General features: G+C 55.6%; 23 protein-coding genes. 8 read left to right on the forward strand and 15 right to left on the reverse strand.

Annotated elements, in window-relative coordinates; genetic code table 11:
- Positions 1-149 precede the first annotated feature (149 nt).
- Together nrdD and nrdG are read left to right on the forward strand one after the other, a co-directional pair.
- Complete coding sequence (gene nrdD / locus ACR8BN_RS16890) at positions 150-2,288, forward strand: anaerobic ribonucleoside-triphosphate reductase (protein WP_434747154.1); 2,139 nt, start codon at positions 150-152, stop codon at positions 2,286-2,288.
- Entirely contained in the window at positions 2,285-2,752 is a 468-nt protein-coding gene (gene nrdG, locus ACR8BN_RS16895; protein ID WP_143991169.1) for an anaerobic ribonucleoside-triphosphate reductase-activating protein, read from the forward strand. The genes nrdD and nrdG overlap by 4 nt, the downstream gene beginning before the upstream one ends.
- Here the strand turns inward: nrdG and ACR8BN_RS16900 are convergent.
- Entirely contained in the window at positions 2,744-3,379 is a 636-nt protein-coding gene (locus tag ACR8BN_RS16900) for an NAD-dependent epimerase/dehydratase family protein (protein ID WP_434747155.1), read from the reverse strand. The two genes, nrdG and ACR8BN_RS16900, sit on opposite strands and share 9 nt — an antisense overlap.
- A 145-nt stretch (positions 3,380-3,524) precedes the next feature.
- Between ACR8BN_RS16900 and ACR8BN_RS16905 the strand changes: the two genes are divergently transcribed.
- Positions 3,525-4,046 carry a type 1 glutamine amidotransferase domain-containing protein gene (locus ACR8BN_RS16905; RefSeq protein ID WP_010251739.1) on the forward strand — a complete coding sequence of 174 codons (522 nt, stop codon included), beginning with the start codon at positions 3,525-3,527 and terminating at the stop codon, positions 4,044-4,046.
- A gap of 34 nt (positions 4,047-4,080) precedes the next feature.
- On the opposite strand, the gene ACR8BN_RS16910 is transcribed toward ACR8BN_RS16905, so the two are convergent.
- Positions 4,081-4,509, reverse strand: coding sequence for a YhbP family protein (locus tag ACR8BN_RS16910; protein WP_167430349.1), 429 nt, complete (start codon positions 4,507-4,509; stop codon positions 4,081-4,083).
- A gap of 75 nt (positions 4,510-4,584) precedes the next feature.
- Here ACR8BN_RS16910 and ACR8BN_RS16915 point away from each other — a divergent pair, with 75 nt between their 5' ends.
- Entirely contained in the window at positions 4,585-4,878 is a 294-nt protein-coding gene (locus ACR8BN_RS16915) for a GIY-YIG nuclease family protein (RefSeq protein WP_031292823.1), read from the forward strand.
- On the opposite strand, the gene ACR8BN_RS16920 is transcribed toward ACR8BN_RS16915, so the two are convergent.
- Positions 4,862-5,368 (reverse strand): GNAT family N-acetyltransferase, encoded by a 507-nt coding sequence (locus ACR8BN_RS16920; protein ID WP_424997652.1) that lies wholly within the window; start codon positions 5,366-5,368, stop codon positions 4,862-4,864. The genes ACR8BN_RS16915 and ACR8BN_RS16920 overlap by 17 nt on opposite strands.
- On the reverse strand, positions 5,362-5,886 hold the full coding sequence (gene ubiT, locus ACR8BN_RS16925; protein WP_010251750.1) for a ubiquinone anaerobic biosynthesis accessory factor UbiT: 525 nt from the start codon (positions 5,884-5,886) through the stop codon (positions 5,362-5,364). Before ubiT ends, ACR8BN_RS16920 begins: the two co-directional genes overlap by 7 nt.
- A gap of 204 nt (positions 5,887-6,090) precedes the next feature.
- Between ubiT and ubiU the strand changes: the two genes are divergently transcribed.
- The 3 genes from ubiU to ACR8BN_RS16940 all read left to right on the forward strand — a co-directional run bounded on the left by ubiU (position 6,091) and on the right by ACR8BN_RS16940 (position 9,105).
- On the forward strand, positions 6,091-7,086 hold the full coding sequence (gene ubiU / locus ACR8BN_RS16930; protein ID WP_069025744.1) for a ubiquinone anaerobic biosynthesis protein UbiU: 996 nt from the start codon (positions 6,091-6,093) through the stop codon (positions 7,084-7,086).
- 9 nt (positions 7,087-7,095) lie between these two features.
- The gene (locus tag ACR8BN_RS16935; RefSeq protein WP_031592045.1) at positions 7,096-7,974 is read left to right on the forward strand and encodes a U32 family peptidase; all 879 of its coding nucleotides are present in this window, start codon (positions 7,096-7,098) and stop codon (positions 7,972-7,974) included.
- Positions 7,975-8,094: 120 nt separating this feature from the next.
- Positions 8,095-9,105: a luciferase-like monooxygenase gene (locus ACR8BN_RS16940; RefSeq protein ID WP_010251755.1), complete on the forward strand. Its 1,011-nt coding sequence runs from the start codon at positions 8,095-8,097 to the stop codon at positions 9,103-9,105.
- Here ACR8BN_RS16940 and ACR8BN_RS16945 read toward each other — a convergent pair whose 3' ends face one another.
- On the reverse strand, positions 9,106-10,026 hold the full coding sequence (locus ACR8BN_RS16945; RefSeq protein ID WP_031592044.1) for an AraC family transcriptional regulator: 921 nt from the start codon (positions 10,024-10,026) through the stop codon (positions 9,106-9,108).
- 174 nt (positions 10,027-10,200) lie between these two features.
- Here ACR8BN_RS16945 and ACR8BN_RS16950 point away from each other — a divergent pair, with 174 nt between their 5' ends.
- Entirely contained in the window at positions 10,201-10,947 is a 747-nt protein-coding gene (locus ACR8BN_RS16950; protein WP_010251759.1) for an SDR family NAD(P)-dependent oxidoreductase, read from the forward strand.
- Positions 10,948-11,002: 55 nt separating this feature from the next.
- On the opposite strand, the gene ACR8BN_RS16955 is transcribed toward ACR8BN_RS16950, so the two are convergent.
- The 10 genes from ACR8BN_RS16955 to rimP form a co-directional block, all read right to left on the reverse strand.
- Entirely contained in the window at positions 11,003-12,943 is a 1,941-nt protein-coding gene (locus tag ACR8BN_RS16955) for a DEAD/DEAH family ATP-dependent RNA helicase (protein ID WP_031592043.1), read from the reverse strand.
- Positions 12,944-12,959: 16 nt separating this feature from the next.
- Complete coding sequence (gene yrbN, locus ACR8BN_RS16960) at positions 12,960-13,016, reverse strand: protein YrbN (protein ID WP_098053093.1); 57 nt, start codon at positions 13,014-13,016, stop codon at positions 12,960-12,962.
- A gap of 105 nt (positions 13,017-13,121) precedes the next feature.
- Complete coding sequence (gene nlpI, locus ACR8BN_RS16965) at positions 13,122-14,006, reverse strand: lipoprotein NlpI (protein WP_010251765.1); 885 nt, start codon at positions 14,004-14,006, stop codon at positions 13,122-13,124.
- Between the two features lie 129 nt (positions 14,007-14,135).
- Positions 14,136-16,274 carry a polyribonucleotide nucleotidyltransferase gene (pnp, locus tag ACR8BN_RS16970; RefSeq protein WP_434747156.1) on the reverse strand — a complete coding sequence of 713 codons (2,139 nt, stop codon included), beginning with the start codon at positions 16,272-16,274 and terminating at the stop codon, positions 14,136-14,138.
- Positions 16,275-16,584: 310 nt separating this feature from the next.
- Positions 16,585-16,854 carry a 30S ribosomal protein S15 gene (gene rpsO / locus ACR8BN_RS16975; RefSeq protein WP_003851063.1) on the reverse strand — a complete coding sequence of 90 codons (270 nt, stop codon included), beginning with the start codon at positions 16,852-16,854 and terminating at the stop codon, positions 16,585-16,587.
- A gap of 131 nt (positions 16,855-16,985) precedes the next feature.
- Positions 16,986-17,930: a tRNA pseudouridine(55) synthase TruB gene (gene truB / locus ACR8BN_RS16980; protein ID WP_010251781.1), complete on the reverse strand. Its 945-nt coding sequence runs from the start codon at positions 17,928-17,930 to the stop codon at positions 16,986-16,988.
- Positions 17,930-18,337 (reverse strand): 30S ribosome-binding factor RbfA, encoded by a 408-nt coding sequence (gene rbfA, locus ACR8BN_RS16985; protein ID WP_010251785.1) that lies wholly within the window; start codon positions 18,335-18,337, stop codon positions 17,930-17,932. Before rbfA ends, truB begins: the two co-directional genes overlap by 1 nt.
- A gap of 65 nt (positions 18,338-18,402) precedes the next feature.
- A complete protein-coding gene (gene infB / locus ACR8BN_RS16990) occupies positions 18,403-21,096 on the reverse strand; it encodes a translation initiation factor IF-2 (RefSeq protein WP_031592039.1) in 2,694 nt (897 codons plus the stop codon).
- Positions 21,097-21,113: 17 nt separating this feature from the next.
- Positions 21,114-22,601, reverse strand: coding sequence for a transcription termination factor NusA (nusA, locus tag ACR8BN_RS16995; RefSeq protein WP_010251792.1), 1,488 nt, complete (start codon positions 22,599-22,601; stop codon positions 21,114-21,116).
- 24 nt (positions 22,602-22,625) lie between these two features.
- Positions 22,626-23,078: a ribosome maturation factor RimP gene (rimP, locus tag ACR8BN_RS17000; protein WP_010251795.1), complete on the reverse strand. Its 453-nt coding sequence runs from the start codon at positions 23,076-23,078 to the stop codon at positions 22,626-22,628.
- Between the last annotated feature and the right edge of the window lie 81 nt (positions 23,079-23,159).

Below are 23,159 nucleotides of genomic sequence, written 5' to 3' on the forward strand. Positions count from 1 at the left end.
AGCACCCGATTTTTTACATCAGCCGGAGTTTTCCAGCCGGTTGATGCTTCCTTGTTTCAGGTCAAATCTGATCGCAATAATTCTCAGCAATCACTACATGTAGCGAATAGAATCCTTCCGACCCCTATATGTAGTTTATGGAGAGAAAAATGGCGACGGTGGTAATCAAGCGTGATGGATGCCGGACAGGCTTTGATGCGCAGCGTATTGAGCAGGCCGTGGCGGCGGCGGCACGGGCAGCCGAAGTAGAAGACGCGGCCTGGTGCGCGCAGGTCGCTGAGCGCGTGGCATTGCGGCTGGCCGATCGTCCGGAAGTGGATATCCGTGAAATTCAGTGTGCAGTAGAAGAGACGCTGATGGCGGGCCCTTATCCTCAACTGGCCCGCGCCTACATTGAATACCGCCACGATCGCGATGTCGCCCGCGATCGTCAGAGCCAGTTACATCACGCCATTCGCGGGCTGGTCGATCAGACCAATGCGGCGCTGCTGAACGAGAATGCCAACAAAGACAGCAAAGTGATCCCGACGCAGCGCGATCTGCTGGCCGGGATCGTGGCAAAACACTACGCACAGCAGCAGATCCTGCCGCGCGATGTGGTGCTGGCGCACGAGCGCGGCGAGATCCATTATCACGATCTCGACTACTCCCCTTTCTTCCCGATGTTCAACTGCATGCTGATCGATCTGAAAGGCATGCTGACCAACGGTTTCAAAATGGGCAATGCTGAAATCGAGCCGCCTAAATCGATCGCCACCGCCACCGCCGTAACGGCGCAGATCATCGCGCAGGTCGCCAGCCATATTTACGGCGGCACCACGATTAATCGTATTGATGAAGTGCTGGCCCCGTTTGTTGAGCAGAGCTATGCCCGGCATCTGGCGATTGCTGAGCAGTGGCAGATCCCGCAGGCCGAGCAGTATGCGCGCCAGCGTACGGAGAAAGAGTGCTACGACGCCTTTCAGTCGCTGGAGTATGAGGTGAATACCCTGCACACTGCCAACGGCCAGACGCCGTTTGTCACCTTTGGTTTTGGTCTGGGGACGGATTGGGCGGCCCGGCTGATTCAGCAGTCGATTCTGCTTAACCGGCTGGCCGGACTGGGTAAAAATCGCAAGACGGCGGTGTTCCCTAAACTGGTGTTCAGCATTCGCGAAGGCGTCAACCGCCGGGCGGGCGACGTTAATTACGATATCAAACAACTGGCGCTGGAGTGCGCCAGCAAGCGGATGTATCCCGACATCCTCAATTACGATCAGGTGGTTAAAGTTACCGGCTCGTTTAAAACCCCAATGGGCTGCCGTAGTTTCTTGGGCGTTTATGAAGAGAACGGCGAGCAGATTCATGAGGGTCGCAACAATATCGGGGTGATCAGCCTGAACCTGCCGCGCATCGCACTGGAAGCGGGCGGTGATGAAGCGCACTTCTGGACGCTGCTCGATGCGCGACTGCAGCTGGCTAAGCGGGCGCTGATGACGCGGGTGGCGCGGCTGGAGAAGACCAAAGCGCGCGTCGCGCCCATCCTCTATATGGAAGGGGCCTGTGGCGTTCGGCTGAATGCAGATGATGAAGTAGGTCCTATTTTCCGTAATGGCCGTGCGTCGCTGTCGCTGGGCTATATCGGCCTGCATGAAACCCTGAATGCGCTCAGCGGCGGTCATCAGCATCCTTACGATGACGCGGCTCTGCGCGCCAAAGGGGTAGAGATCATTGCTTACATGCGCGATGCCACCGAGCGCTGGAAAGCTGAAACAGGCTATGGGTTCAGCCTTTACAGCACGCCAAGCGAGAATCTGTGCGACCGCTTCTGCCGTCTTGATGCGGCGCAGTTTGGTCTGGTGCCAGGCGTTACCGACAAGGGTTACTACACCAACAGCTTCCATCTCGACGTTGAGAAGAAGGTCAATCCTTACGACAAAATCGACTTTGAAGCGCCCTATCCGCCGCTGGCGAATGGCGGATTCATCTGTTACGGCGAATACCCGAATGTGCAGCACAACCTCAAGGCGCTGGAGGATGTCTGGGATTACAGCTACGACCGCGTGCCCTATTACGGCACCAATACCCCGATTGATGAGTGCTACGAGTGCGGCTTCAACGGCGAGTTCACCTGTACCAGCCGCGGCTTCACCTGTCCGAATTGCGGCAACCACGATCCGGCGCGCGTCTCCGTTACCCGGCGGGTCTGCGGCTATCTGGGCAGCCCGGATGCGCGGCCCTTTAATGCCGGTAAACAGCAGGAAGTGCAGCGTCGGGTGAAGCATCTGTCTGAAGGGCCACTGGGATGATGCATATCCATCGCTACTATGATGTGGATATCGTTAATGGCCCCGGTACCCGCTGCACGCTGTTTGTCGCTGGTTGCGAACATCAGTGTCGCGGCTGCTACAACCAGAGCACCTGGCGGCTTGATTCCGGCGTGCCCTTTACGCTTGCGATGGAGGAGCAACTGCTGGCGGATTTGCAGGACACCCGCATTCCGCGCCAGGGATTGTCGCTGAGTGGTGGCGATCCGCTGCATCCGCATAACGTGCCGCACATTCGCCGTCTGGTGAAACGGGTGCGACAGACGTGTCCCGGTAAAGATATCTGGCTCTGGACCGGTTACCGGATGCAGGAGCTGAATGCGGCGCAGCGCGCTGTGCTGGTCTATCTCGACGTGCTGATCGATGGCCGTTTTGTCGAAGAGGAGAAGGATGCCACGCTGAAATGGCGCGGCAGCCGTAATCAGATTATCTGGCAGTTACGCTGAGCGGCGCGGGATTTCGCCAGACTCAATGATATTGACGCTCTCACTCCCCGGCGTAAAAGCCTGCTGGTGCAGACAGCGTGCCACGTCGTGCGCGTTGACCGCCCGCCAGTTGCCCGGCAGCAGCGAAAACAGCGGTCCCGCCAGGCTTTCACCCCGACGCTTCTGCGCGCGATCTCCAAGCAGCAATGAAGGCCGCACCAGCGTCAGGCGCGGCCAGCCCTGATGGCGCAGCGCATTCTCCATTTCGCCTTTGACGCGATTGTACAAAAACGGTGAGTGACGACTGGCCCCGTGCGCGCTGACCACCAGCATCTGCTTCGCCCCCAGACGCAATCCGCTTAACCCGCTGTCCACCACCAGGGTGTAATCAACGTGAATAAAAGCCTGTTTACTGCCTGCCTGCTTACGCGTGGTGCCCAGGCAGCAGAACACCGTGTCCAGCGAACTTTGCAGCGGTCCGAGTACATCGGTGAGATCGGCCTCAACCGGGTTCACCACCTTGTTCATCGCGGGCAGTGGCCGACGGGTTGGCGCGATGATCTCATCGACGCGTGGATCCTCAATCAGTAAGCGCAGCAGATGCGACCCGACTAAGCCGGTGGCACCGGTCAGTAATACGCGATTCATCTCAGATTCATCCTTATTTCACTGCTGACTGGTTAAAAGATAGCTGATCTTAACGGGCTGGCTTGCGTTCTCACTCTCAGCGACCAGGCTTATAGCGTTATCCGGAAAGCGCGTCTCGCGCTCCACACGCTGAAGGAGGAAAAAAATGAGCAAGAAAGTGGCGGTTTTAATTACCGATGAATTTGAAGACTCAGAATTTACCTCACCTGCGGAAGTTTACAAACGCGCTGGTTTTGAGGTGGTTACCATTGAGAAACAAGCCGGTAATGTCGTTAAAGGCAAGAAAGGCGAAGCGGAAGTGACCATCGATCGCAGCATTGATGATGTCAGCCCGGCGGAATTTGACGCCCTGCTCCTGCCTGGCGGCCACTCACCCGATGCCCTGCGCGGCGACGATCGTTTTGTCGCGTTTACCAAAGAGTTTGTCGCCAGCGGCAAGCCAATCTTTGCCATCTGCCACGGGCCACAGCTGCTGATTAGCGCTAACGGCGTGCGCGGTCGCAAGATGACTACCGTTAAAGCCGTTGCCATTGACCTGATCAATGCCGGTGCCGACTTCCATGACAAGGAAGTGGTGGTAGACGACGATAAGCTGGTCACCAGCCGCACCCCGGCCGATTTACCGGCCTTTAATCGTGAATCCCTGCGGATCCTCGAAGCGCTGTAAGCCGCGACGCCCTTTTCTGCTGAAAAGGGCGTTTCTATTTCTCCCGCTGCCAGGCAATTTTCTTGCCGAATCCCAGCGCATTATCCGTCATCTTCACTTCATCCAGCACAATCTCCCACAGCGGTGCCGACACTTTGCGTGAGACCGGAAAACGTTTCTGATAAGCGGCTCTGGCGATCTGCTCTGTTGTCTCCTCCAGCCGTTTGACCCGGCCACGATATTGCACCCCTTTAATCAGCAGCACGCTTCTGGGCTGGCCATTAACGGTGCCCGCAACCTGCGGATTCTGCACCATTAACTCACCGTGACGGGTATCGGGCTCCGTCATGATCCAGAAGGCCATGCGCGTCTCATCAAAGACGTAGTAGCAGTTAGCGCACCACAGTTGATCGTCGGCGGTACAGCAGAGTGAAAGCACATGCTGCTTTCTCAGATAGCGAACCAGATGGGCGTGATCGGACAAGATAAACTCCTGGCGGTGCACCGGAGAGTGAAGCGCGCTACACTGCCCGGCACCTTTTTTTGGGAAATGATTGCGATGAGTCAGCAGTGGCAACTCTACATCGTCCGTACGGCGAAAGGGAGCCTGTATACCGGTATCACCACGGATGTGGTGCGCCGGGTCGCTCAGCACCAGAGCGGACGCGGCGCCCGCGCGCTGCGCGGCAAAGGTCCGCTGGACCTGGTGTTTCACTGTGACGCGGGCGATCGCGCCAGCGCCTCCAGGCTGGAGTATCAGGTCAAGCAACTGACCCGCCAGCAGAAATTACTGTTGGTGGCGGGCCAGCCCGGCTGTCTGGAGAGCTGGCTGGGTATTACGGCTGGCGATTAAAGGGTTCGGCGTAGTCGATCTGCCCTTCCGCCCCGTCATACGCATTATCCGCCAGACGGTAGACCTGGAACGTTCCCTCTGTGCCCGGCCAGCGGCTGCGCAGGCCGTGGCGTGCCGCCGGTTCAAAACCAAAACGGTTGAACAGCGCGGGATCGCCCAGCACCACCACCGCGCTGTAGCCAAATTCATTGAGCGTATCCAGCCCCTCGTAAATCAGCTTGCTGGCAATTCCCTGACCGCGCAGCGTCTCATCGACGGCCAGCGGCGCCAGGCCAACCCAGCCGCGATCTTCACCCTGAACGCTGACCGGACTGAATGCGGCATAACCCAGCACCTGTCCCTCATCATCCGTCGCGACCACGCCCAGGGTCAGCAAGCCATCTTCACGCAGCGCCTGAGTCAGTTCCGCCTCTGCTGAGGTACTGAAGCAGCGTCTGAGCAGCGCGTCGATGCCTGCGGCATCCACGCCAATTTCACTACGAATCAACATGCAGCACCTGCGCGCGCCTGTGCGGCCTTCGCGTCCTGTTTCATGCCGGCGTCGACAAATGCCGCCATCTGCTCAATTGCCGTGCGTAACGCGGTGGGCATAGCCTCGGGTTCAATAGCATCCATTACGTTCTTCACCTCAAGTCCCAGTTCAGTGTCACCTTCAATCACCAGCCGGCGTTGAAAGAACAGCATGTCGGGATCTGCTTTACGTGCTGCCACCAGCAACAGATCATTGGCATTGCCCCGAAACCAGACATCCGCTTCGGACTGTTGCAATACCGCCAGTCGGCCGTCCTGCAGCGTGGTTATCCATTGCAGATTGAGATCGGCAATTTCAATACCCAGCAGGCGACCATCCAGAAAGTCTAACTCACCTTCAGCCAAAGCATGGCGAAATTGCCAGTTTAAGAGTTGTTGCAGAAGCAACTTTTTGACCGGGAATGGGGTGAACGCAGCGGGTAACCCTAAGATTTTAGGACCGTTTTTCACACAATGGGCATGTATCCGCTCTAACACTTTCGTCACTCCCTTCAGAAAATTTTACGTATATTGCCATATCCTTTTCTTCGCGCCTCCTCTGAGATCAATAAAAACCGCTGCCATTCAGGTAAAAAAAGCGCCGCAGGGCGGATGAATTTGAATTTCACTGCCTCAAATCAACACGCTGCCCGGACCAGATGCCTAGACTCGACGCCCATCTGCATGTTGAGAGGAATATCTATGGAACTGCTCTGCCCGGCAGGAAACTTACCCGCAGTGCGCACCGCTGTAGAGAATGGCGCTGATGCGGTGTATGTGGGGCTGAAAGATGACACTAATGCCCGTCATTTTGCGGGCCTGAATTTCACCGATAAAAAACTGGCCGAAGCCGCGCGCTATCTTCATCAGCATCGTCGCAAACTGCATGTCGCGATCAACACCTTTGCCCATCCGGATGGCATGGGGCGCTGGCAGCGGGCGATTGATGTGGCGGCGCAAAACGGAGCCGACGCGCTGATCCTGGCGGATATCGCCACGCTGGAGTATGCCGCGACGCGCTATCCCCAGGTTGAACGTCATCTTTCTGTACAGGCTTCGGCGACCAATCTGGAGGCGATTCGCTTTTACCATCGCCACTTCGATCTGCAGCGCGTGGTGCTGCCTCGCGTGCTGTCGATTCATCAGGTTAAACAGCTGGCGCGCAGCACGCCGGTGCCGCTGGAGGTGTTCGCCTTTGGCAGCCTGTGCATCATGGCGGAAGGCCGCTGCTATCTCTCTTCCTGGCTGACCGGTGAATCGCCTAACAGCGCAGGTGCCTGCTCTCCGGCGAAGTTTGTGCGCTGGCAGCAGACGCCGCAGGGCATGGAGTCACGTCTTAATGAAGTGTTAATTGATCGCTACGCCCCGGACGAAAGCGCGGGTTATCCGACACTTTGCAAAGGACGGTATGTGGTTAACGACAAGCGTTATCACGTGCTCGAGGAGCCCACCAGTCTGAACACGCTGGAGCTGCTGCCGGAACTGCTGCGGGCAGGCATCGCCTCGGTGAAAATCGAAGGCCGTCAGCGCAGCCCTGCCTATGTCGCTGACGTGGCGCGCGTCTGGCGTCAGGCAATTGATCGCTGCAAGGCGCAGCCGGAACAGTTTGAAGTCGCACCACAATGGATGCAGACGCTGGGCGATCTCTCAGAAGGTTCGCAAACCACGCTGGGTGCTTATCACCGTGAATGGCAATAAGGAGTCATGATGCAATATGCCCTTGGGCCGGTGCTCTGGTACTGGCCGACCGATACGCTGGAAGATTTTTACCAGCAGGCTGCCCGCAGTAGCGCGGATATTATCTACCTTGGCGAAGCGGTGTGCAGTAAACGTCGCGCCACGCCCTATGCCCGCTGGATGGCGCTGGCCCGTGAACTCGCGGCCAGCGGCAAACAGGTGGTGCTGAGCACGCTGGCGCTGCTGCAATCGCCCTCTGAGCTGAAAGAGCTACAGCGTTACGTTGAGAACGGTGAGTTCCTGATTGAAGCCAATGATATCGGCACGGTAAACATGGCCGCTGAGCGTCATCTGCCCTTTGTCGCGGGTCCGACGCTCAATGTTTATAACGCCGACACGCTGCAACTGCTGGTCAAAGAGGGCATGACGCGCTGGTGTATGCCGGTGGAGATGTCACGTGACTGGCTGCTACAGCTGCTGGAGCAGTGCGAGACGCGGGGTATCCGGCAGCAGTTTGAGGTGGAGGTGCTGGGCTACGGTCATCTGCCGCTGGCGCTGTCAGCGCGCTGCTTCACCGCCCGCTCGGAAAACCGCGCGAAAGATGATTGCGAAACCTGCTGTATCAACTATCCGACAGGCCGGCGCGTCAACTCCCAGGAGGGGCAGCAGGTGTTCGTCCTCAATGGCATTCAGACCATGAGCGGCTACTGTTATAACCTGGGTAACGATCTGGCCGGTATGCGCGGCCAGGTCGATTGCATACGGCTCTCGCCGCAGGATGTGACGACGCTGGCAGAGATCGACCGTTTCCGCGCTAATGAAGACGGCCACGCTCCGCTAATGGTCGCGAAAGGCAGTGATTGTAACGGTTACTGGCGCAAACTGGCGGGCATGACGCTGGCATCCTGAATAAAAGCACATACCGGCTATATTCCTGCTGAGGTTAGCAGTTTTAATATAAGGAATGATGCGTAATACTAAATGGTGCAGGCCTTAACTTAGCGCCTGCGCCATACAACGGGAGTAGTCATGTCTGATAAAAAACCTCTTCGCCTGTCCGTGCTGGATCTCGCGCCGATTCCACAGGGCGCGACCGCTCGGGATGCGTTCCATAATTCGCTGGCGCTGGCGCGTCAGGCTGAAAAACTGGGCTATCAACGCTACTGGCTGGCTGAACATCACAACATGACCGGGATTGCCAGCGCAGCCACCTCAGTGCTGATTGGCTATCTGGCGGCGAATACCGAGACTCTGAAGCTGGGCTCCGGCGGCATTATGTTGCCTAACCATGCGCCGCTGGTGATCGCCGAGCAGTTTGGCACGCTGGCCTCTCTCTATCCTGGCCGTATCGATCTCGGCTTAGGTCGCGCACCAGGTTCTGACCAGCGCACCATGATGGCACTGCGCCGTCATCAGGCCAACATGCACATCGATACGTTCCCCGAGGATGTGGCTGAACTGATTAGCTGGTTCGATGCCGAAGCGGATGCGCAGCCGCCAGTGCAGCCGGTACCCGGTCTGGGCCTGCAGATCCCGGTCTGGCTGCTCGGCTCCAGTCTCTACAGCGCACAGCTTTCAGCGAAAATGGGCCTGCCGTTTGCGTTTGCTTCCCATTTTGCCCCCGACCAGCTCTTCCAGGCGCTGCACGTCTACCGCGAGAACTTCCAGCCATCGGCGCGTCTCGACAAGCCTTATGCCATGGTCTGCATTAACGTGATCGCCGCAGACAGTGAGCGTGATGCGCGCTTCCTGTTTACCTCGCAGCAGCAGCAGTTTATTAACCTGCGCCGCGGCAAACCGGGCCCGTTACCTGCACCGGTTGAAAACATGGATAACCTCTGGTCGCCATCAGAACAGTATGGCGTACAGCAGGCACTCAGCATGTCGCTGGTCGGCGATACGGACAAAGTGCGTCATGGGCTGGCCTCGCTGATGCGTGAAACCCAGGCGGATGAGATTATGGTCAATGGCCAGATTTTTGATTCCGAAGCGCGCCTGCGCTCCTTCGCCATTGCGATGGAAGCGGCTAACAGCCTGTAATCAGTTCTGCGGTGGGCGCAATCTGTCCGGGCTCACCGCCAGCTGACGACTATCCCTGGCCGGAGATTGCCCATACAGGCGGCGATACTCACGGCTGAACTGTGACGCGCTCTGATACCCCACCCGATAGCCTGCCGTACCGGCATCCAGCTTTTCCACCATCATCAAACGCCGCGCCTCATTCAGCCGCAGTTGTTTCTGGTATTGCATCGGCGTCATGGCCGTGACGGCTTTGAAGTGATGATGCAGCGAAGAGATACTCATGCCGACACTGCTGGCGAGCCGATCGATCTTCAGCGGCTGATGAAAGTTTTCCCGCAGCCAGCGGGCAGCCTGCGCGACCCGGTTGCCCGGCCGCTCAGCAAGCGCCATATTCAGGATGCGCGAACCTTCCGGCCCGGTCAGCAGCCGGTAGAAAATCTCCTGCTCAATGAGCGGGGCCAGCGCCTCAATGTCCTCAGGGTGGTCAAGCAGGCGTACCAGCCGGATAACCGCATCCACCAGCAAAGGTGAGACCTTATGCACGGTGACGCCACGTTCACTATCTGGTGTCGCCAGCGGCAGCGTCGGGGGAAACTGTTCGAGGTAGCGCATCAGCCGGGATTCATTGATGGCGATACCAATCCCCAGATTGGGCTTTTCCGGCGTGGCGACGGTGACGCAGGCGCGTACCGGCATATCCAGCGTCACCAGCAGCAGATCGCCCGGACCATAGTGCAGCACCTCATCACCGATATGCAGCGCCTTACCGCCCTGTGCCACCAGGGCAAAACTGGCCCATTGAGCAAAGTGCATCGGCTCAGTCGGTGCTGAAACCCGGCCAAAAAACAGGCAATCTATGGCACTTGAATGCCGCCCATCCTCCGGAGCATGACGGGCAATTAACTGCGCCAGCCCCTGCCACTTCTCACTCTCTGTCACTGTGTTCTCCCCTCCCGCTATCTGTGCTGATATTACCTGACGCTGAGCGAAATACCTGTCCCGTTGCGTTACTTTTGCAGGATCGTGCAAGAAGCTTGCAGGATTGCACTACCCGCTTTTCGGCGCCAGCGCGCATAGTCTTTCGACGCAATCATTACGGCGGAGAACAACATAATGAAGGCACTGCAGAATAAAATCGCGCTGGTAACAGGCGCCTCAAAAGGCATTGGTGCGGCGATTGCCATCGCTTTTGCCGCGGCTGGCGCCCGCGTCGTGGTCAACTATCGTCAGGATGAAGTGGGAGCGGCTGACGTGGTCAGCGATATCGTCACCCTGGGCAGTGAAGCCGTGGCGGTACAGGCAGATATCTCTCTCCTGCGCGATGTGGAACGGCTCTTCGCCACCACCGCAGAGTGCTTCGGCGCACCCGACATTGTGGTAAACAATGCGGGCAGCTTTCATCACGGCGAGTTTGCGGCGCTGACGCTGGAGGAGATGCAGCAACAGATTAACGTTAACCTGCTGGGTACGCTGATGGTCTGTCAGCAGGCGATTCGTCACTTCCCGGCGCACGGCGGCAGCATTATTAATCTCAGCGCCCTGAACAGTAAAAACAGCACGCCGGGTTCCGTGCTCTGGGCAGCAACCAAAGGCGCAGTGGATACCCTGACCCAGGGACTGGCGCGCGAACTGGGCGCAAAGAACATCCGGGTTAACGCCCTGGCACCAGGCATGATTCTGACGGAGGGATTACTGGCCGCGAAGAGGATGAGCCCGCAGCTCAAGGCGCAACTGCTGGCTGCCACGCCGCTGGGTCGCTTTGGTCTGCCGGAAGATGTGGCGCAGGTTGCGCTGTTTCTGGCCTCTGAAGAGTCCGCCTGGGTCAGTGGCGAACGCGTGATGATCAGCGGCGGTGCCTGACAGGCATAAAAAAAGGGAAGCCATTGGCTTCCCTTTTTGTTACGACGCTAAGTCGTTATGCATCACGACGACGTGGAGCGGCGGCTGCGCCCTCTTCACGACGTGGACCACGGCTACCTTCACGGTTGAAAGTACGTCCGCCGCCTTCACGACCACCTTCACGGCGTTCAGAAGAGAAGCGACGACCACCTTCACGATTAGCTGCGCCCGGACCGCCTGCACCTGGACCGCTGCGACGCTCACCGCCAGCACCAGCTGGACGACGGTCACCACGGCCTTCGTTCGGCTGTGCATCACCCAGTAACTGCATATTCATCGGCTTGTTCAGAATACGGGTACGGGTAAAGTGCTGCAGCACATCGCCTGGCATGCCTTTCGGCAGCTCGATAGTCGAGTGGGTACCGAACAGCTTGATGTTACCGATGTAACGGCTGCTGATGTCGCCTTCGTTAGCGATAGCGCCAACGATGTGACGAACTTCAACACCATCATCGCGGCCTACTTCGATGCGGTACAGCTGCATTTCGCCAACGTCACGACGTTCGCGACGTGGACGATCGCCATCACGGCTTTCGCGGTTTTCACGCGGAGCACGAGAATCGCCACGTGCTTCACGGCTGTCACGACGGCCATCACGCTCGTCACGATCGCGGTATTCGCGACGTGCCGGACGCGGTGCTTCTGGTGGCAGAATCAGAGGACGTTCGCCCTGTGCCATCTTCAGCAGTGCTGCTGCCAGCGTTTCCAGATCCATTTCTTCTTCTGGCTGCATTTTAGCCAGCAGAGCGCGGTACTGATCCAGATCGCTGCTTTCCAGCTGCTGCTGAACTTTAGCAGCAAACTTAGCCAGACGACGCTCACCCAGCAGTTCTGCGTTAGGCAGTTCTACCTCAGGAATGGTCAGCTTCATGGTACGTTCGATGTTACGCAGCAGACGGCGTTCGCGGTTCTCAACGAACAGCAGCGCACGGCCAGCACGGCCAGCACGACCGGTACGGCCGATACGGTGAACGTAAGATTCTGAGTCCATCGGGATGTCGTAGTTAACAACCAGGCTGATGCGCTCAACGTCCAGGCCACGAGCCGCAACGTCGGTTGCAATCAGAATGTCGAGACGACCATCTTTCAGGCGCTCAAGCGTCTGCTCACGCAGAGCCTGGTTCATGTCACCGTTCAGCGCGGCGCTGTTATAGCCACTACGCTCCAGCGCTTCTGCCACTTCCATGGTTGCGTTTTTGGTACGCACGAAGATGATGGCAGCATCAAAGTCTTCTGCTTCCAGGAAGCGAACCAGTGCGTCTGTTTTACGACCGTAAGCGGTCCAGTAGCTCTGGCTGATATCAGGACGCGTGGTCAGACTTGACTGAATACGCACTTCCTGTGGATCTTTCATGAAGCGTTTGGTGATACGACGAATCGCTTCAGGCATGGTTGCAGAGAACAGCGCGGTCTGATGATCGGCTGGAATTTGCGCCATGATGGTTTCAACGTCTTCGATGAAGCCCATGCGCAGCATTTCGTCTGCTTCATCCAGCACCAGGCCACGCAGGTTAGAAAGGTCTAACGTGCCGCGTTTCAGGTGGTCAAGCAGACGGCCAGGCGTACCCACAACAACCTGTGGTCCCTGACGCAGTGCGCGCAGCTGCACGTCATAACGCTGGCCGCCGTAAAGGGCAACCACGTTCAGGCCACGCATGTGTTTAGAGAATTCGGTAACTGCTTCAGCAACCTGTACCGCCAGTTCGCGGGTAGGTGCCAGCACCAGGATTTGTGGCGCTTTAACAGTAGGATCAATGTTGTGTAACAGCGGCAGAGAGAACGCCGCGGTTTTACCACTCCCGGTCTGCGCCATGCCTAACACGTCACGGCCCGCCAGCAGGTGAGGAATACACTCAGCCTGGATTGGGGATGGCTTTACGTAGCCCATACCATTCAGTGATTCAAGGATGTCGGCGTTCAGGCCAAGGTCAGCAAAAGTGGTTTGAATATCAGTCATGTAGTACACGTGCCTCTTAGATTGCGGCGGCCAGTCTACATAACTCGTCGTGAAAACTTTCAGTCATTTTCATCAAAAAGTGTGAACCGGCTCAAATTAAAAGTTTTGACGAACAGAAAAGCCTTCATCCTTTAAGATGATGACTTAACAGGTTTTACAGGCAAATTAAGTTCGTCAGCTATTGCTGGTCAGATTCTGATAAATCGTCTTGTGCCTGGCCGAGTTGCGCCAGTTCCAACAATGCGTATCGGTGTTCAACAAAGTTATTGACGTTGTTGGCCACCGCCAGTTTGAACAACGCTTTCGCGTCGTCCTTCTCCCCCAGACTTAGGTAGTACTTACCTAAATAGAAGTTGGTTTCACTGAGATGTTCAGCGAGCGAGGTGTTATCCGTTGCGTCCGCCTTGAGACTTTCCATCAACGTTTTCTCGTTGATATCTCCAAGGTAGAACTCGACAATATTCCATCCCCATTGATCTCTGACCGCTTTGTCGTGACGCTGTTGAAGCGCGACTTTTGCCTTGTCGACATCCATCTCACGTTCAACGAGATAGAGCCACAAACTGCGGAAAGGATCGTTAGGATCGTCTTGATAAAACGCCAGCAGATCATCTTGCGCTAACTTGTATCGACCGCCGTAATAGAGGGCGATACCACGGTTTAAATGCGCATAGTTGTAAGTTGGATCAAGCTCAAGTACAGAATCAAACGCTTCATAGGCGGCATCAAAGTTGCCCGCCTGCGTTAAATATATGCCTAAGTAGTTAAACACTTCGGGCATATCTGGTCTTATAGACAGCGCTTGCGAAAAATCGTTCCGCGCTAATGCCCGCAGACCTAAACTATCATACAACACTCCGCGCTCATATAATAGCTGTGCGCGTTCATCATCGGTGAGAGCGCGACTGGCAAGAATTTGTTCCATGCGCGCCAGTATCACTTCCTGCTGCAGTGTGGGCTGTAAAGGCACTGCAAGAACTTCGTTCTTACGCCAATTGGAGTTGCTGCATCCTGCCAGCGTCAAAGCTGTCGCAACAAAACACCAGCGCAGAAAAGGCTTCATTTCCCACTCCCGAATACAAACATTGGGATAACCATCCTGTCATCCGCCTGCTGTGCACAAGGATTCCCGCCCTCGCGATGATACAAACGCCCCTCTCTGCCAGGCAGAGAGGGGCAAATCAGCAACGACTTATTCAGCAGCGTCAGGCGTGGTCACCGCGACAGCTTCTTCAGCCTGCGGCTTAGATTCTGTCGCTTCTTTGATGCTCAGACGTACACGGCCCTGGCGATCAACTTCCATCACCTTAACCGGTACTTCCTGACCCATCTGCAGATAGTCAGTCACTTTCTCAACGCGCTTATCAGCGATTTGTGAAATGTGAACCAGACCTTCTTTACCACCGCCGATTGCAACGAAGGCGCCGAAGTCAACGATACGGGTCACTTTACCACTGTAAACGCGGCCCACTTCGATCTCTGCGGTAATCTCTTCGATACGACGAATCGCTTCTTTCGCTTTCAGACCATCGGTCGCAGCGATTTTCACGGTGCCATCATCTTCAATTTCAATCGTTGTGCCGGTCTCTTCGGTCAGTGCACGAATCACTGAGCCGCCTTTACCGATCACATCTTTGATCTTGTCAGAGCTGATTTTGATGGTGTAAATGCGTGGTGCGAATTCAGAAATCTCAGTACGCGGTGTGCTGATAGCCTGTTCCATAACGCCCAGAATGTGCAGACGCGCACCCCGGGCCTGGTTCAGCGCTTCCTGCATGATTTCACGCGTGATGCCTTCGATTTTGATGTCCATCTGCAGCGCGGTGATACCTTCACGGCTACCGGCTACTTTGAAGTCCATGTCGCCCAGGTGATCTTCATCGCCCAGGATGTCAGACAGAACAACAAACTTCTCATCTTCTTTCACCAGACCCATTGCGATACCGGCAACGGCGGCTTTGATTGGCACACCTGCATCCATCAGCGCCAGTGAGGCACCACAGACAGAGGCCATTGAAGAAGAGCCGTTAGATTCGGTGATTTCAGAAACAACACGAATGGTGTAAGGGAAATCTTCCGCTTTAGGCATTACCGCTAACACGCCGCGCTTCGCCAGACGACCGTGACCAATCTCACGACGCTTCGGCGAACCTACCATGCCGGTTTCGCCGACAGAGTATGGAGGGAAGTTGTAATGGAACAGGAAGCTGTCGGTACGTTCGCCCATCAGCTCATCAAGGTTCTGCGCATCACGGGTCGTACCCAGCGTTGCAGTAACCAGTGCCTGCGTCTCACCACGAGTGAACAGTGATGAACCGTGTGTACGTGGCAATACGCCAGTACGCACATCCAGACCACGGATCATATCTTTTTCACGACCATCGATGCGTGGCTCGCCATTCAGGATGCGAGTACGAACAACGGTTTTTTCAAGGCTATGCACGATGTCGCCGATTTCTGAACCATCCAGCGTTTCATCTTCAGCCAGCAGCGCAGCGATGGTTTCGTCTTTAATGACGCCAACCTGCGTGTAACGCTCCTGCTTGTCAGTGATGCGGTAAGCATCGCTGATGCGCGCTTCTGCCAGGGCAGCAACACGAGAAATCAGTGCGGTATTGTCCGCTTCTGGCTGCCAGTCCCAGCGTGGTTTGCCCGCTTCAGCAACCAGGGCATTGATGTTTTCGATAACGATCTGCTGCTGGTCATGGCCAAAGACCACGGCGCCCAGCATCTGCTCTTCTGACAGGATCTCAGCTTCAGATTCAACCATCAGAACGGCATTCTGCGTACCGGCAACCACCAGATCCAGACGAGACTGTTTCAGCTCATCTGCGGTTGGGTTCAGGACATATTGATCGTTGATGTAACCAACACGCGCAGATCCAATTGGGCCATTGAACGGCAGACCAGAAAGCGCCAGTGCAGCAGAAGCACCGATCATGGCAACGATGTCCGGATGAACCTGTGGGTTCACAGAGACAACAGTGGCGATAACCTGAACTTCGTTAACAAAACCTTCCGGGAACAGCGGACGAATCGGGCGGTCAATCAGACGCGAAATAAGGGTTTCGCCTTCGCTTGGACGGCCTTCACGACGGAAGAAGCTGCCTGGGATACGACCAGCAGCGTAAGTACGCTCCTGATAGTTCACGGTAAGTGGGAAGAAATCCTGACCTGGTTTAGATTTTTTCTGACCTACTACAGTGACGAATACTGCAGTATCGTCCATGCTCACCATAACAGCGGCTGTCGCCTGGCGAGCCATCATGCCGGTTTCCAGCGTGACGGTATGTTGACCATATTGGAATTTGCGTACGATCGGATTCAGCAAAATCAAAGTCCTTAACTTCGGGGCATGGCTATCTGTAGCCCGCCATTGATTACCAATCTTCAGTTGCATCCTCGCGACTAATGACAACCCTCGACCGCCCCTGCGGTAAAGCCTCTCATTAGCCGCGCGAAATTCTGCAAACTAAAGATCACACTAAGCAACAATACATCAGTTTGGTCCGGATTGCTGCCGATTGCTCGAAAAAAGGGGCCATAAAGGCCCCCTCTTCACGAAACTCGCACAAATCTGATCGTAAGCTGCACAGAGTGCAAAAGCCCGCATAATGCCCCGACGATCAGATTCTTCAGACTTAGCGACGCAGACCGAGACTTTCGATCAGGCTGCTGTAGCGTGCAACGTCTTTACGCTTCAGGTAGTCCAGCAGCTTACGACGCTGAGATACCATGCGCAGCAGACCGCGGCGGCTGTGGTGGTCTTTTTTGTGCTCAGAGAAGTGACCCTGCAGATGAGTAATCTGCGCGGTCAACAGGGCAACCTGAACTTCAGTTGAACCGCTGTCGTTAGCACCACGGCCATATTTAGCAACGATCTCTGCTTTAGCTTCTACGCTTAGAGACATAATAAACTCCAGTAATAAATGAATGTATGGGTGCCGATCTCTAATTCAGCATCCCGCTTTAAAGCCGCGCTATTCTACTCTGCGCCCGATAGCAACGCAAATGCCCCATCAGCGAAAAGTGAACGCCTGGCTCAATCCTGATACTCAACCACTAAACGACGTGGCGCAAGCCGGCCATCGTCGGCAATTTCTGCCATACCGATAAACTTACGCGCTTCGCCTTCCGATACCCTTACCAGCCCCTGCGCAGGCGCATTGCTGGCCTGTACCGGCTGTCCCTGGCGGAAGAAATCTGCCACGGCAGGCGGGATATTCACTTCAGGGAAATCAGAGGCGGGGCTGTCCATCGGCAACAACAGCGGATCGAGCTGCGTTTCCAGTGGGATGCCGGCTTCTGTGGCTTCCGTCAGCAGGGTATTGAGCTGTTCCAGCGTCACCATCCTTTCATACGGATAACGGGCAACCTGTACGCGACGCAGCATAATCACGTGCGCACCGCATCCCAGCTTTTCGCCCAGGTCATCGATGATGGTACGGATATAGGTGCCTTTGGAGCAGTGAATTTCCAGCTCCAGCTCATTATCCTGCCAGCGAATAAATTGCAGCTCATAGACAGTGATCGGACGCGGTTCACGCGCAATCTCAATGCCCTGACGCGCATATTCATACAGCGGGCGTCCCTGATGCTTCAGTGCCGAAAACATCGAAGGCACCTGCAGCGTTTCGCCGCGGAAGCTCTCCAGAGCACTGTCCAGATCGGCCTGGCTGAAGCTGACCGGACGCGTCTGCACGATGTTGCCATCGGCGTCTGACGTGTCGGTCCGCTCGCCCAGTCGGGCAATCACGCGGTAGCGTTTGTCGGAATCGAGCAGATACTGCGAAAACTTAGTCGCTTCACCCAGGCAGATCGGCAACATGCCGGTAGCCAGAGGATCCAGCGCGCCGGTATGTCCTGCGCGATTCGCGTTAAAGATACGCTTCACTTTCTGCAGGACATCATTCGACGAGACGCCTTGTGGCTTATCCAGCAACAACACGCCATGGACGTCGCGACCGCGACGACGCGGACGACTCATTACGCCTCCTCGTCATCGCCAGTGGCATCCGGACCACGGCGCTCAGTATCGTTCTTCACGACGCTGGTGACGAGATTGGACATGCGCATCCCTTCGACTAACGAGTTGTCGTAGAAGAAAGTCAGCTCAGGCACGATACGCAGACGCATCGCTTTGCCCAGCAGAATGCGGATATAACCTGACGCTTCTTTCAGCGCTTTCAGGCCATGTTTAATCGCTTCTTCATCTTTGTCGTTGAGGAAAGTCACGAACACTTTTGCGTAAGCGAGATCGCGTGAGACTTCAACGCCTGATACGGTGACCATCATGCCAAGACGTGGATCTTTGATCTCACGCTGCAGGATCATCGCAATCTCTTTTTGCAGCTCTTGTGAAACGCGCTGCGGGCGACCAAATTCTTTCGCCATCATTATTTCTCCCAAATAATTCGGGAGGCCAGAGGCCTCCCAAATTGCAACACATCAGCAGTCTATTACTCGATGGTGCGTTTAATTTCGATGATTTCAAACACTTCGATCATATCGCCAACGCGAACGTCGTTGTAGTTCTTCACGCCGATACCGCACTCCATGCCGTTACGCACTTCGTTGACGTCATCTTTAAAGCGACGCAGAGATTCCAGCTCGCCTTCGTAAATCACCACGTTGTCGCGCAGGACACGGATTGGATTGTGACGCTTGATGTTACCTTCCGTCACCATACAACCGGCAATCGCGCCAAACTTCGGTGATTTGAACACATCGCGCACCGCAGCCAGACCGATGATCTGCTGTTTGTACTCTGGTGCCAGCATGCCGCTCATCGCCGCTTTAACTTCGTCAATCAGGTTATAGATGACAGAGTAGTAGCGCAGATCCAGGCTTTCTGCGTCAATGACGCGACGCGCAGAGGCATCGGCACGAACGTTGAAGCCAAGGAGGATGGCGTTAGAGGCCGCAGCCAGGGTCGCATCGGTTTCGGTAATCCCGCCCACGCCTGAACCAACAATCTTCACCTTCACTTCGTCGGTGGAGAGTTTCTGCAGGGAGTCGGAGATTGCTTCCACAGACCCCTGAACGTCAGCTTTCAGAACGATGTTCAGTTCAGACACTTCGCCTTCGGTCATGTTAGCAAACATGTTCTCGAGCTTAGATTTCTGCTGGCGAGCCAGTTTAACTTCGCGGAATTTGCCCTGACGATAGAGCGCAACTTCACGTGCTTTCTTCTCGTCACGTACCACGGTCGCTTCATCACCCGCAGCCGGCACGCCGGACAGGCCCAGAATCTCAACCGGGATAGAGGGACCCGCTTCCATGACTTCGCGACCCAGTTCGTCACGCATTGCACGAACGCGGCCATATTCGAAACCACAAAGAACGATGTCGCCTTTGTTCAGCGTACCTTCACGTACCAGCACGGTGGCAACCGGACCACGACCTTTGTCGAGGAACGATTCGATCACCACGCCGCTCGCCATACCTTCACGGATAGCGGTCAGTTCCAGCACTTCCGCCTGCAGCAGGATAGCGTTTAACAGGTCATCAATGCCGGTACCCGCTTTCGCAGAGACATTAACGAACATGTTTTCACCGCCCCACTCTTCCGGAATGATACCGTACTGAGTCAGTTCGTTTTTAACACGATCCGGATCCGCTTCTGGCTTATCGCACTTGTTCACTGCAACCACAACCGGCACTTTAGCGGCTTTGGCGTGCTGAATAGCTTCGACAGTCTGTGGCATCACGCCATCGTCTGCTGCAACCACCAGGATAACGATATCGGTCGCCTGCGCACCACGTGCACGCATCGCGGTAAACGCGGCGTGACCCGGGGTATCCAGGAAGGTGACCATACCGTTGTCGGTTTCAACGTGGTAAGCACCGATGTGCTGAGTAATACCGCCCGCTTCGCCAGAGGCGATTTTAGTGGAACGGATATAGTCCAGCAGGGACGTTTTACCGTGGTCGACGTGGCCCATGATGGTGACAACCGGAGCACGAGACTCCTGCGCAGCATCAGTATCACGATCGTCCATTACCGCTTCTTCCAGCTCGTTCTCACGACGCAGGGTCACTTTGTGGCCCATCTCTTCGGCAACGAGCTGTGCAGTTTCCTGGTCGATGACCTGGTTGATGGTCGCCATGGCGCCCATTCTCATCATCGCTTTAATGACCAGAGAACCTTTCACCGCCATTTTGTTAGCCAGTTCGGCTACGGTGATGGTTTCGCCAATCACAACATCGCGGTTAACGGCCTGCGCTGGCTTGTTGAAGCCCTGCTGCAGTGCGCTAGGTTTGCGATGCTTGCCGCCTTTACCGCCACGAACCTGCGCACGCGCTTCTTCACGGTCAGTTTTGGCTTCAGAGTGTTTGTTGCCTTTTTTCGCCGGACGCGCAGCTTTAGCAGTAGTACGCGCACGCGCACGACCTGCTTCAACCTGGCGGTCGTTTTCGTCTTCCGCCTGACGGGCATGGGTCGAAGTGGTGACGTGATAGTCGCCTTTATCCTCTTCTTCCGGTTTTTCCCATTCAGCTGATTTCTCTTCAGCCAGACGGCGGGCTTCTTCTGCTACGAGGCGGGCAGCCTCTTCAAGCTTACGGCGGGCTTCTTCTTCAGCTTTACGCTTCAGTTCGGCAGCTTCAGCTTCGCGACGGGCTTTGTCTGATTGCGCAGCCCTGGTCACTTCGTCGGTAGGTTGATTTGTCACTTTGTCATTTTCCGCTGCTGCACGTTTGGCCTTGTCAGCGGCTTCGCGCCTGGCTTTATCTTCGGCTTCACGTTGCGCTTTCTGTTCAGCTTCGCGACGGGCTTTTTCTTCAGCCTCGCGTTGCGCCTGCTCTTCCGCTTCACGCTGCGCCTCGGCTTCAGCTTCTGCCTGAGCTTGCTCAGCCTCTGCATCACCCTTCACATAGGTACGCTTTTTGCGGACTTCAATTTGCACCGACTTACTTTTACCCCCGGTGCCTGGAATATTCAAGGTGCTGCGCGTTTTACGCTGCAGCGTCAGCTTAGCTGAACCGACCTGACCGTGTTCACGGTTCAGATGAGATAGTAAGGTTTCTTTCTCTTGCTGGGTCACTGCGTCATTTTCAGACTTAGGGATCCCCGCATCAGCAAATTGCTGTACCAGGCGATCGACCGGAGTCTGAATTTCTGCGGCCAGCGATTTTACGGTTACATCTGTCATGCTGTTCCTTCCTGTTATTACGCGTCATCGCCGAACCAGCAGATATTACGTGCGGCCATAATCAGCGCGCCGGCTTGTTCATCAGACATGCCTTCAATATCCGTCAGATCGTCAACACCTTGCTCAGCGAGATCTTCCAGCGTGCAAACGCCTTTCGACGCCAGGCGGAACGCCAGCGCACGATCGAGGCCTTCAAGATTCAGAAGATCCTCAGCGGGCTCCTGATTTCCAAGACTCTCTTCTTTCGCCAGTGCCAGGGTGGTTAACGCATTTTTTGCTCGTTCACGCAGGGCTTCAATGGTCTCTTCGTCGAGGCCGTCGACTTCCAGCAGCTCGTTGATTGGCACGTATGCCAGCTCTTCCAGCGAGGAGAAGCCCTCTTCCACCAGTACGGTGGCGAACTCTTCGTCGATGTCGAGATGTTTAGTGAACATATCGATCGCTGCATGTGCTTCAGCCTGATGCTTAGCCTGCAGATCATCGACGGTCATCACGTTCAGCTCCCAGCCACTCAGCTGTGAAGCGAGACGCACGTTTTGGCCGTTACGGCCGATCGCCTGAGCCAGATTGCCAGCTTCTACGGCGATATCCATGGTGTGGTTATCTTCATCAACCACGATTGACGCCACATCGGCCGGAGCCATGGCGTTAATAACAAACTGCGCCGGGTTATCGTCCCACAGCACGATATCGATACGCTCGCCACCCAGTTCACTGGAAACTGCCTGAACACGCGCGCCGCGCATGCCCACACAGGCACCCACCGGATCAATACGTTTGTCGTTGGTTTTGACTGCAATTTTAGCGCGCGAACCCGGATCACGAGCAGCGGCTTTAATTTCAATCAGTTCTTCGCCAATTTCTGGCACCTCGATGCGGAACAGTTCAATCAGCATTTCTGGTTTAGAACGCGTCACGAACAGCTGCGCGCCACGCGCTTCCGGACGTACAGAGTAGAGTACGCCACGAATACGGTCGCCAGGACGGAAGTTTTCACGCGGCAGCATATCTTCGCGCAGAATCACCGCTTCGGCATTGCTGCCTAAGTCGAGGGAGATGTTGTCGCGGTTAACTTTCTTCACCACGCCCGTGATAATTTCGCCTTCCTGCTCACGGAACTGATCAACCACCATTGCGCGCTCAGCTTCGCGCACTTTTTGCACGATAACCTGCTTAGCAGTCTGGGTGGTGATACGGTCAAAGGTGACCGATTCAATCTGATCTTCGACATATTCGCCCAGATTGAATGCTTCATCTTCGAAGCGGGCCGCATCCAGCGTGATCTCGCGCGTCGGCTGTGTCACCTCTTCTACGATTTCCCAGCGGCGGAAAGTATCGAAATCGCCACTGCGGCGATCAATGCTGACGCGTACCTCAATTTCCTGCTCATACTTTTTCTTGGTCGCAGTCGCCAGCGCGCTCTCCAGCGCTTCGAAGATTTTCTCACGCGGCAGGGCTTTTTCGTTAGAAACGGCTTCTACAACAGCTAAGATCTCTTTGTTCATCCTGGTTAGCCTCAATCCGGACTTTTAAAAGTGGGGGACCAGGTTCGCTTTCTGAATATTACTCAGCGCGAACACTTCATCGCTACCCTCAACGTGCACCGTGATCATCTCGCCATCAACTGACTTAATGGTTCCCTGCCATTTACGGCGGTTCTGAACGGCCATACGCAACACCAGACTCACTTCTTCACCCATAAAGCGGGTGTAGTGTTCTGCAGTGAACAGAGGACGATCGAGTCCCGGTGAAGAGACTTCTAGGTTGTAAGGGACCGTAATGGGATCTTCAACATCCATTACCGCACTTACCTGGTGGCTGACATCGGCGCAATCATCGACATTGATGCCATCTTCACTATCAATATAGATGCGCAGGATAGATGTGCGACTACGAACGAATTCAATTCCAACCAGTTCGTAACCCAGCGCTTCTACGGGAGCCGATACCAACTCTGTCAATTTTTGCTCTAATGTGGACAAGCCCACCCCCAAGACATAAAAAAAGGGCCTATAGCCCAGTATTACGATTCGCTAATAACAAAAAACCCCGAATATTCGGGG

Origin of the sequence: Pantoea sp. Lu_F5_004, from assembly GCF_051136245.1 — a bacterium.
Taxonomy (GTDB): Bacteria; Pseudomonadota; Gammaproteobacteria; order Enterobacterales; family Enterobacteriaceae; genus Pantoea; species Pantoea agglomerans.